This is a genomic window from Kitasatospora sp. NPDC059722 (assembly GCF_042733235.1).
In the GTDB taxonomy this organism is placed as follows: domain Bacteria; phylum Actinomycetota; class Actinomycetes; order Streptomycetales; family Streptomycetaceae; genus Kitasatospora.
Genome location: NZ_JBHWGD010000155.1, coordinates 1 through 9,257, shown reverse-complemented (window position 1 = coordinate 9,257; position 9,257 = coordinate 1). Strand labels below are relative to the sequence as shown.

Sequence of the window (9,257 nt, the reverse complement as noted above, 5' to 3'; positions counted from 1 at the left end):
GTCTGGGTGCGTGCATCGCAAGGCGGAGGAGGGAGTCCATGCGGAGCATCGGCGACCGACGACAACGCGGCGAGGTGCGTGCCCAGACGCCGCACGGCAGGCGGGGGTTTGAAGACAGGCCCGGGGCCGTCGGATCACAGACCGCCGTTGACGACCGTGCTGGCGACGGCGCCCGTGGTGACGTTCCACTTGGCGAGGATCTTGTCGTACCCGCCGCCGAGGATCACCTGGTCGAGCGCCTTGGAGACGACGTCGCGCAGCCCGGTGTCGTCCTTGGCGACGGTGATGCCGTACGGGCCGGACTGCAGGAAGTGGGTGTTGGCCAGCTGGAACTTGCCGGTCCTGGCGGGGGTGGTGGTGTTGTACTGGGCCACCGGGTAGTCGTTCAGGTCGGCGACGGCGGCGCCGCTCGCGACCTCGGCGAGCGCTTGGTCGTCGCTGTCGAAGCGGTCGACCTTGAGCTGCCTGCCGGTGCGCGGGCAGGCGCCCTGCTGGCGGGTGGCGAAGTCGTCCTGGAGGGTGCCGCGCTGGACGGCGACGGTGTGGCCGCACAGGTCGTCGACGGTCGTGAGGGACAGCTGGCTGCCGGCCTTGACGACCATCGAGGTGCCGGTGGTGAAGTAGTCGACGAAGTCGACGCCCGGGTCGGCCTGGTGGCCGTCGTCGGCGGCGCCGAGCTGGCGCTGCTTGGTGTCGATCACGGCGGACATCGCCAGGTCGATCTTCTTGGTCTGGACGGCCGGGATCAGCTGCTCGAACGGCAGGTCGGTGAACTCCACGCGCAGGCCGAGGTAGTCGCCGACGGCGGTGGCGATCTCCGGGTCGAGGCCGGCCGGCTTGCCGTCGGTGTCCCGGAAGTCGACGGGCGGGTAGTGGAGGTAGGAGCCGATCCGCAGGACGCCGGCGGCCTTGACCGCCTTCGGGAGGCTCGCGCGCAGGTCGGCCTGGGCGCCGGGATCGGCGGTGCCGCTGCCGCAGCCGGTCAGCAGGAGGCCGCCGGTGCCGAGGACGGCGGCGGCGCGCAGCGGGAGGGCGTGGACGGAGGGGCCCTGGGCAGGGCCGGGGGTGCGGTGCATCGCGATGCGTCTTCTTCGCAGGAGGGGTGCGGGCAGGGAGACGCCGCGCCGGAGTGCCTGCCGGGGTACGCAGTGCGGACCTCGTCGCCGTGTGCCCGGTTCGTCGGGCCGCCCTGGGGTGCGGGGGCGGCCGCTCGGCGGAGGTCCGCCGTCGGGGGCGGTCGGGAGCCATCCTCGCACTTCACGCCGGGGACGCGTGCGGCGGGCCGCATCGCGGGACGGACACGGCTTCACCACAACCCGGTGATCCGATCGTTGCGACGGACTAGTCGGAAGTTCGTGTCGATATCGGACAAGTGACGCAAACGCTCCTTGCGTCCGGATTCCGGGTGAGGGAGCTTTTGCGCACCTACCGTCGTACATTTTCGGCCAGCTGGCCGAAATACGCCGTGGGCTCCCTCCCCACCGTGCAGGCTCGTCCCGGCCTGCCACACCCGATGGAACGCCATGCACATCCGCTCCACCACCGCACGCTCGCTCGTGGCCGTCCCGACCGCCGCCGCGCTCCTGCTGCTCTCCCCCGCCGCCCACGCCGCCCCCGGTGGCAAGAACGCCCCCGGCAACAACGGCACCGTCAAGATCCACGACGCCTCCACCGGCCAGGAGGACACCCGCAACGAGCCCAAGGTCTGCACCTTCTACCTGGACTCGTTCGGCTTCGACGCCAACCAGGACATCGTCTGGATGATCGCCTCGGTGCACGGCGACGACGAGCAGATGGTCGCGTACGGCGACCTGCCGGTCGACGCCAACGGTGACGTCCGCACCGACGACATCAACCTGCCGGACGGCCAGTACAAGCTCTACTGGGCCGCCGTGACCCTCGTCAACGGCGAGATCCCGGAGGACGACCCGGCGCTGGACAACCCGAAGCACAAGGTCTTCAAGGTCGACTGCGGCGGCAAGGCCCCGTCGAAGGGCCCGACCGCGGTGCCGAGCACCCCGGCCACCGGCAAGCCCTCGGACAAGCCGAGCGACAAGCCGAGCGACAAGCCCTCCGAGAAGCCCAGCGGGAAGCCCTCCGAGAAGCCGTCGGAGAAGCCCAGCGACAAGCCCAGCGACAAGCCGACCACCCCGGCCACCAAGCCGGCCGAGCCGGCGTCGCCCACCGCCGCGCCGACCACCCCCGCCGCCGGCGGCCCGGCCACCGGTGCCCCGTCGACCGCCCCCTCCACCGCCCCGAGCGGCTCGCCGTCGGCCCCGGCGCCGACCGCCACCGTGCCGGTGCAGACCCCGTCGACCCCCACCGCGGTCAACCCGGCCAAGCCGCTGGTCGTCCCGGCCAAGGTCAGCGTCCCGACGCCGATCAAGGGCGCCCCGGCCGCCAACGGCCCGAAGCTGGCCCAGACCGGTAGCGACGGCACCCTGCTGTACGCGGGCGCCGGCACCGCGCTGCTCGTGGGCGGCGCAGCCCTCGTCTACGCCCGCCGCCGCCGCACCGCCTGAGCGGTCGCGCGGAGACGGTGAGTCCCTGGCGCCTCCCGCCCACACCGGGCGGCGCCGGGGACTTCCCTACGAACGGCGGCCCGTCACGGGTTCACCGCGAGGACGACGTAGGCGGCCAGGATCGCCATGTGCACCGCGCCCTGGAGGGGAGTCGCGCGGCGCGGGATGACGGTCAGGGTGCCGACCACGACGGTCAGGGTGAGCAGCACCATGTGGGCCGGGTCGAGGCCGAGGTGGAGCGGGCCGCTGAGCCAGGTCGACGCGATGGCGACGGCCGGGATGGTCAGGCCGATGCTGGCCAGCGCGGAGCCGAGGGCGAGGTTGAGGCTCGTCTGCACGCGGTTGCGCAGCGCGGCCCGCAGCGCGGCGATCGTCTCCGGCAGGAGAACGAGCAGCGCGATGACGACGCCGACCACCGAGTGCGGCAGCCCGGCGGAGGACACCGCCGACTCGATGGTCGGCGAGACGCCCTTGGCGAGGCCGACCACCGCCACCAGCCCGACGGCGAGCAGCAGCAGGCTGACGGCGGCGCCGCTGACGGTCGGCGGGGCGGCGTGGTCCTCCTCGTCCTCCTTGGCGAGGACCCGGCCCTCGGCGGTCACCGGCAGGAAGTAGTCCCGGTGGCGGACGGTGAGCGTGGCCACGAACAGCCCGTAGACGACGATCGACGCGGTGGCCGCGAACGTGAGCTGGGTGGTGGAGAACTGCGGGCCCGGGGAGCTCGTGGTGAAGGTCGGCAGCACGAGGCTCAGGGTGGCCAGGGTGGCGACGCAGCCGAGGGCCGCGCCGGTGCCCTCGGCGTTGAAGACGGCGGTGCGGTACTTGAGCGCGGCGACCAGGATCGACAGCCCCAGGATGCCGTTGCAGGTGATCATCACGGCGGCGAAGACGGTGTCCCGGGCCAGGGTGGCGGACTTGTCGCCGCCGTCGGCCATCAGCGTGACGATGAGCGCGACCTCGATGACCGTGACGGCCACCGCGAGGACGAGTGATCCGAGCGGCTCCCCGACCCAGTGCGCGATGACCTCGGCGTGGTGGACGGCGGACAGCACCGCACCGGCGAGGAAGCAGGCGACGACCCCCACCACCCAGCCGGGCAGGTCGCGGTGCCAGGTCAGGGCCAGGACGACGAAGGCCAGCACCGGAACGACGACGGTCCATTGCGCGGCGCCCGCGCGCAGCTTCGTGATCATTCCGCGAGGATCCCAGACGGAGCGTCACCGGGCCGGGTGCCCGCGCCGGTCCGGCGGGGAATGTGACCCGGCTCATCCCGAATTGCCCGGCTACCCGCCGTAGTCGTGGAGGTATTCCAGCACCCGGTCGACGTGCGCCCGGACCCGGTCCGGAACGCCGCCCGCGGCGGCCACGGTCTTGTCGCTGGTCCGGTAGGCCGCGGCGACGAGGGCGGGCAGGTCCCGGGTGAAGCCGTGGTGCTTTATCTGCTGGTCCAGCCAGCACACGTAGTTGCCCATGGCGGCGATCGCATCGCCGGGGTCCATGTAGTCCTTGGGACCGGGGTGCGCGGCGGCCTTGCTCCACGCGTTGAACACCGAGGGCGTCCACATCGCGATGCCGTACTCGCCGGTCTCGGGGCGGGCGGCGTTCGGGTCGAAGCCGCTCTCGGCCTTGAGCATCGCGGCCAGCAGGACCGGGGTGACCTCGGGTTCGGGGCAGCGCCGGGCGGCGTCCTCGACCATGCCGCGGTAAGCGGCCGGGACGTCGGACCCGGCCGGGATCGCGCCGGGCAGCGGCGGGGGCGCGGCGGGCGGCGCCGCGCCGCTCGGCTCGGGGCGGCCGGTCAGGGTGAGGACGACGAGGACGCAGGCCGTCAGCCCGGCGAGCGTCGCCCGGCGCAGCCGGCGGGCGCCGGTGCGGGCGGTGGCGGCGGCGACGAGCGCGGCGAGGTCGGCGCGGGCCCGGTCCTCGCGGTCGGCGGCCAGGCACGCGGTGACGGCGGTGCGCCAGCGCCCGGGCAGGGCCTCGTCCAGCCGCAGCGGCGCGGCGCCGCGCGCGTACGCCTGGGCGGCGAGCGAGCGGGCGCGGGCGGTGGCGCCGAGGAACGGGTGCAGGCCGCCGGTGAGCACCTGGTGGGCGAGGATGCCGAAGGCCCAGACGTCGGTGCTGGGGCGCAGGGCGACGCCGCGTGCGCCGGTGCGCTCGGACCACCACTCGGGCGGGACGTGGTCGGGCGAGCCGAGCGGCGGGGCGTAGGCGTGGGTGCCCTCCAGTTCGGCGGTGAGGCCGAAGTCGGCGAGCTTGGCGGTGCCGTCGGGCATGAGGAGGATGTTGGCCGGTTTCAGGTCCCCGTGGACCCACCCGGCACGGTGCATGTGGGTGAGGCCGGCGCAGACCTGGGTGAGGATGCGGTCGGCGCCGGGGACGGGCCGGCCGGGGCTCGCGGCGGCGAGGACGTCCTGGAGGCTGCGGGCGGCGCGTTCCATGACGAGGGCGAGGGCGCCGTCGAGCGCGGGGTGGGCGGGGTCGTCGACGGTGGCCACGGCGAGGGTGCGGATCAGGTACGGGTGGTCGGCGCGGCTGCTGAAGCGCAGTTCGCTGTGCGCGACCTGGGCCATGGCGCCGCGCTGGCCGGGGCTGAGCCGGGCGGGGCCGAGGAGCTTGACGGCGGCCTGGGCGCCGTCGGGGCCGTGGGCGGCGTAGACGCTGCCCCAGGCGCCGGCGCCGAGGAGTTCGCCGATCCGGTAGCCGGCCACCGGGTAGCCGTCCGGCACGTCGATCGGCCGGTGCTCGGGCCGGGCGGGGCTCACGGCCGGGCGGCCGGGTGCCGGGGCGGGAGCAGGGCCAGGTGTTCCTCCCGGACGAGGTCGAACTTGAGGGCGAGGGCGGCGAGTTCCTCGCGCTTGCCGCCGCCGCGGTCGTCGTCGAAGGGCTCGCGCAGCCGCAGCTTCGTGAACACCAGGTAGTCGATGTGGTAGTTCACCGCCGAGCGGGTGAGCCCGTGGCAGGAGGGCAGGGCGCGCAGCCGCGTGACGACGTCGGTGGCGCCGGGCACGGTGGCGGCGGAGGGCGAGCGCAGGCGGGGTTCGCACAGCGCGAGCAGGACGAGGAAGTACTTGGCGGTGGGGTCGAGGGCGAACGGGCTGACGGTGCGTTCGCCGTCGGTGCCGTCCGACTCGCCCTCCAGGTAGGCGTGTTGCGGGGCGAAGACCTTGAATGAGGCGGGTTCGCCGAGCGCGGGCAGCAGGACGCGGGAGAACTCGAACGGCACGGGTGCGCCGAGGCGGCCCGGCGCGACCTTGACGTGCTCGCCGGCGCCTTCGAGGTTCTCCACGACGTAGGTGGCGGTGGCGGAGAAGTTGGACAGCCGCCAGTAGTCCTCGGCCGCGGTGATCTCGCCGGCCCGGCGGGAGACGCCCTGGTCGGGCAGCGGGATGGGGACGGCCCGGCCGGGCTCGCCGCGTCCGAACACCGCCGTCTCGCCGGGGCCCATCCGCAGCAGTCCGGGCCGCCCGCCGGGCGCCACCGCCGTTGCCCGGTCGGGCAGTTGCACGATGACCGTGTCCACGCGCCACCTCCGTGGGTCGGGTCGATGGTATCCGTCCGATCAGGCCCCGCGGCACGCCGCCACCCGGACGAGTGAACCGGCACACGACCAGCACGTTTCATCGGTGCTTCATCACATCCGAAGGACACGTCGCCGCATCGCGGGCATGTCCGCACGCCGAACGTTCGGCCACGATATTGCTGCACGTAGTTGAACGGTCACCATGAGTGTGACGTAACACACACGAAACATGACCACGATCCGTGCAAGACTCATCTCGCTCCGTGAGATTCCCTTTGTTTTCAAGGAGGTTGAGATCATGCGCGCTCGTCGCAGAGTTCGGCCAGGCGGCGCAGGTCGGCCGCGTCGATCAGCGCACCGGTCGGGTTGTTGGGGAAGTTGACCGAGACGACCCGGGTGTTCGGGCGCAGCGCGGCCTCGACGGCGTCGACGTCGAGCGCCCAGTCCTGCCGCTCGTCCAGGGCGACGCCGGTGACCTCGCAGATCGAGAGCGGGACCGTCTCCGCGGACTGGTAGTTGGGCGTGATCACCACGGCGTGGTCGCCCGGTTCGAGGAGCACCTGCATGGCCAGGTTGAGGCCCTCCTGGGCGCCGCCGAAGCAGACGACGTCGTCGGCGTCGACCTCCTCGTACATGCCGGCGATCGCGCGGCGCAGCCCCGGGTCGCCGAAGGTCTCGGTGTAACCGAGGGCGAGGGTGTCCCAGGCCTTCCGGTCCTCGGGATCGGCGAGGGCGAGGAGTTCGGCCATCGTCATCGTCTCCGCGTCGGAGGCGGTGAGGTGGTGGCGGGCGGTGAACTCCCAGCGGGAGAAGTAGGTTTCGAGGCGGAAGTCGGGGAGCCTGGTCATCGTGCTCAGGCCTCGCTCTCGTGCTTGAGGTCGGTCAGCAGGGTGTAGACGGTCGAGCGGGACACCCGCAGCGCGGTGGCGACGGCGGGGACGGCGCGGCGCACGGCGAGCACGCCGGCGGCGTCGAGCTCGCGCAGGACGGCGAGGCGGTCCTCGCGGCCGAAGCGTTCGAGCGGGCGGCCGTGGGCGCGGACGTAACCGCCGATGACGTCGTTCATGCGCTCGGTCCAGTCCCGCTCGAAGAGGGGCTCGGGGCGCGGGGCGGTGGGGGCGGCGAAGCCGGCCAGCAGCGCGGCGGCCTGTTCGAGCGGGCCGCGGTCGAGGTTGACGCAGAGCACCGCCGAGGGCCGCCCGGCGTCGTCGGCCAGGACGGCGCTGACGGAGGAGAGGCGGCGGCCGTCGGGCAGCAGCTTCTCGTAGGGGCCGTAGACACCGTCGGCGGCCGGTTCGAGTTCGTCGAGCTCGCCGAGGAGGGACGGGTCGCCGGGGGCGCGGGCGGACATCGGGTTCCAGATGCCGAGCACGGTGTCGGTCGCGGCGTCGTGCAGGACCACCTCGGCGTAGGGCCCGAGGAGCAGGGCCACCGCGCGGCAGACCGGTGACCAGGTCCGCAGGCGCGGGTCGGGGGATTCGGCGGGCATGTTTGGACTGTACGTCCAGTCTGGACGTTTCGTCCAGCGCAGGCGAAAGCGCAGGCCCCGCCTCCCTCCGGGTGGCGGGGCCGCTCGTGCTCGTGGATCAGCTGCAGGTGATCAGCAGTGCGAAGACCGCCGTGCAGCTACGGGTGTCCCGGGCGGTGGCGGGCGACGGGTCGGCCGGCGTCCCGGAGGTGCGGGAGGCCGTGACGGCGAAGTTCTGGACGCCGCTGAACAGTCCGAGCCCGACCGAGAAGTGCCGCGTGGTGGTCGCGCCCTTGGCCAGCGGGGCGGCGAGCGTGCAGGTGAGCTGGCCGTTCGCGACCGCGCAGTCGCTGGAGGTCGCGGGCAGACCGGGCGGCAGGGCGGCGCCGACGGTGGCGGCGGTGACCGGGTCGGGACCCTGGCCGGTGAGCGTGATCGTGTAGTCGACCCGGCCGCCGGCCAGGCCGGTCACCGGCGTGGCGGCGAGCGCGACGCCCAGGTGGGCACTGGCAGCGGCGTAGGTGAAGCGGTCGGCGGCCACCGCCGCGCTGGTGCCGCCGGGCGTGGTGACCTGGACGTCGACCGGGCCGGTGGCCGTGGTGGCCGGGGCCGTCGCGGTGCAGCCGGTCTTGGTGCAGCTGAAGGCGGGGGCGTTGCCGGCCGCGCCGAAGCTCACCGCCGTCGCGCCGGCCAGGTCGGTGCCGGTGATCGTGACCGTGGTGCCGCCGACCTGCGAGCCGGTGGCCGGGCTGATCCCGGTGACGACGGGCACGGGCAGCGGGAAGTTCAGCACGCTGACGGCGTTGGCGGTGAAGTCGGCGAGGTAGCCGCGCCGCCCGTCGGCGCTGACGGCGAGGCTGTAGGGCGCCGTGCCGACCGGGACGGTCGCGGTGACGGTGCGGCTCGCGGTGTCCACCGCACTGACCGTGTTGTCGGTGTAGTTGGAGACGTACGCCGTGGCACCGTCCGGGGAGAGGGCGACGGCGTACGGGTTGGCGCCCACGGTGACCGCGGAGACCACGGCGTTGGTGGTGGTGTCGATCACGCTGACCGTCTTGTCGTCACCGTTGGCGGCCCACAGTCTGCTGCCGTCCGGGCTCAGGGCCAGGCCGAAGGCGCCGTGGCCGACCGGGACCGTGGCGCTCACCGTGTTGCTCGCGGTGTCGATCACGTTCACCGCCTGCCCGCTCGACGCGGCGACGTAGACCTTCTTGCCGTCCCGGGAGACGGCGACCCCGTGCGGCTCGGCGCCCACCGGCACGGTCGCGGTGACCGCCTTCGCCGCCGTGTCCAGCACGCTCACGGTGTTGGCCCCGGCGTTGGCGACGTACGCCCGCGAGCCGTCCGCCGACAGGGCGAGGCCCCACGGCTGGGTGCCGACCGGGACGGTCGCGGAGACGGTGTTGGTGGCCGTGTCGACGATGCTGACGGTGTTGTCCAGGTGGTGCGTCAGGTAGGCGCGGCCTCCGTCCGGCGAGAGCGCGACCGCGTAGGACCCGGTGCCGTCGGTGAAGCTGCCCGTCACCGTGCCGCCCGCGGTGTCGAGCACGCTCACCGTGCCGCTGCTCTGGCTGGTCACGTACGCCCGGGCGCCGTCCGGGGTGAGCGCGACCCCGGCCGGGTAGGGCGCCACCGGCACGGTGGCCGTGACGACGGGCGCGGGGGGGGGGGGGGGGGCCCGCCCCCCGCGGGGGGGCCCCCCCCCCCCGGGCCCCCCGCCCCCCGCCCGCGCTATTAACACACA

The 9,257-nt window shown here is 73.8% G+C and carries 8 protein-coding genes; 1 reads left to right on the top strand and 7 read right to left on the bottom strand.

The window, feature by feature from the left end:
- Positions 1–134 precede the first annotated feature (134 nt).
- On the bottom strand, positions 135–1,076 hold the full coding sequence (locus tag ACFV4F_RS40770; protein ID WP_380448418.1) for an ABC transporter substrate-binding protein: 942 nt from the start codon (positions 1,074–1,076) through the stop codon (positions 135–137).
- 447 nt (positions 1,077–1,523) lie between these two features.
- Between ACFV4F_RS40770 and ACFV4F_RS40765 the strand changes: the two genes are divergently transcribed.
- Positions 1,524–2,522, top strand: coding sequence for an LPXTG cell wall anchor domain-containing protein (locus ACFV4F_RS40765; protein ID WP_380510601.1), 999 nt, complete (start codon positions 1,524–1,526; stop codon positions 2,520–2,522).
- Between the two features lie 83 nt (positions 2,523–2,605).
- Here the strand turns inward: ACFV4F_RS40765 and ACFV4F_RS40760 are convergent, their stop codons facing one another.
- The 6 genes from ACFV4F_RS40760 to ACFV4F_RS40735 all read right to left on the bottom strand — a co-directional run bounded on the left by ACFV4F_RS40760 (position 2,606) and on the right by ACFV4F_RS40735 (position 9,146).
- Positions 2,606–3,715, bottom strand: a complete 1,110-nt coding sequence (locus ACFV4F_RS40760) for a calcium:proton antiporter (RefSeq protein WP_380448422.1) — start codon at positions 3,713–3,715, stop codon at positions 2,606–2,608.
- 90 nt (positions 3,716–3,805) lie between these two features.
- Positions 3,806–5,287 carry a serine/threonine-protein kinase gene (locus ACFV4F_RS40755; protein WP_380510598.1) on the bottom strand — a complete coding sequence of 494 codons (1,482 nt, stop codon included), beginning with the start codon at positions 5,285–5,287 and terminating at the stop codon, positions 3,806–3,808.
- Complete coding sequence (locus tag ACFV4F_RS40750) at positions 5,284–6,045, bottom strand: serine/threonine protein kinase (protein ID WP_380448425.1); 762 nt, start codon at positions 6,043–6,045, stop codon at positions 5,284–5,286. The genes ACFV4F_RS40755 and ACFV4F_RS40750 overlap by 4 nt, the downstream gene beginning before the upstream one ends.
- A gap of 296 nt (positions 6,046–6,341) precedes the next feature.
- Positions 6,342–6,893: an aminotransferase class I/II-fold pyridoxal phosphate-dependent enzyme gene (locus ACFV4F_RS40745; protein WP_380510595.1), complete on the bottom strand. Its 552-nt coding sequence runs from the start codon at positions 6,891–6,893 to the stop codon at positions 6,342–6,344.
- 5 nt (positions 6,894–6,898) lie between these two features.
- On the bottom strand, positions 6,899–7,534 hold the full coding sequence (locus ACFV4F_RS40740; protein ID WP_380448431.1) for a transcriptional regulator: 636 nt from the start codon (positions 7,532–7,534) through the stop codon (positions 6,899–6,901).
- 97 nt (positions 7,535–7,631) lie between these two features.
- Positions 7,632–9,146: a beta-propeller fold lactonase family protein gene (locus ACFV4F_RS40735; protein WP_380510592.1), complete on the bottom strand. Its 1,515-nt coding sequence runs from the start codon at positions 9,144–9,146 to the stop codon at positions 7,632–7,634.
- Positions 9,147–9,257 lie beyond the last annotated feature (111 nt).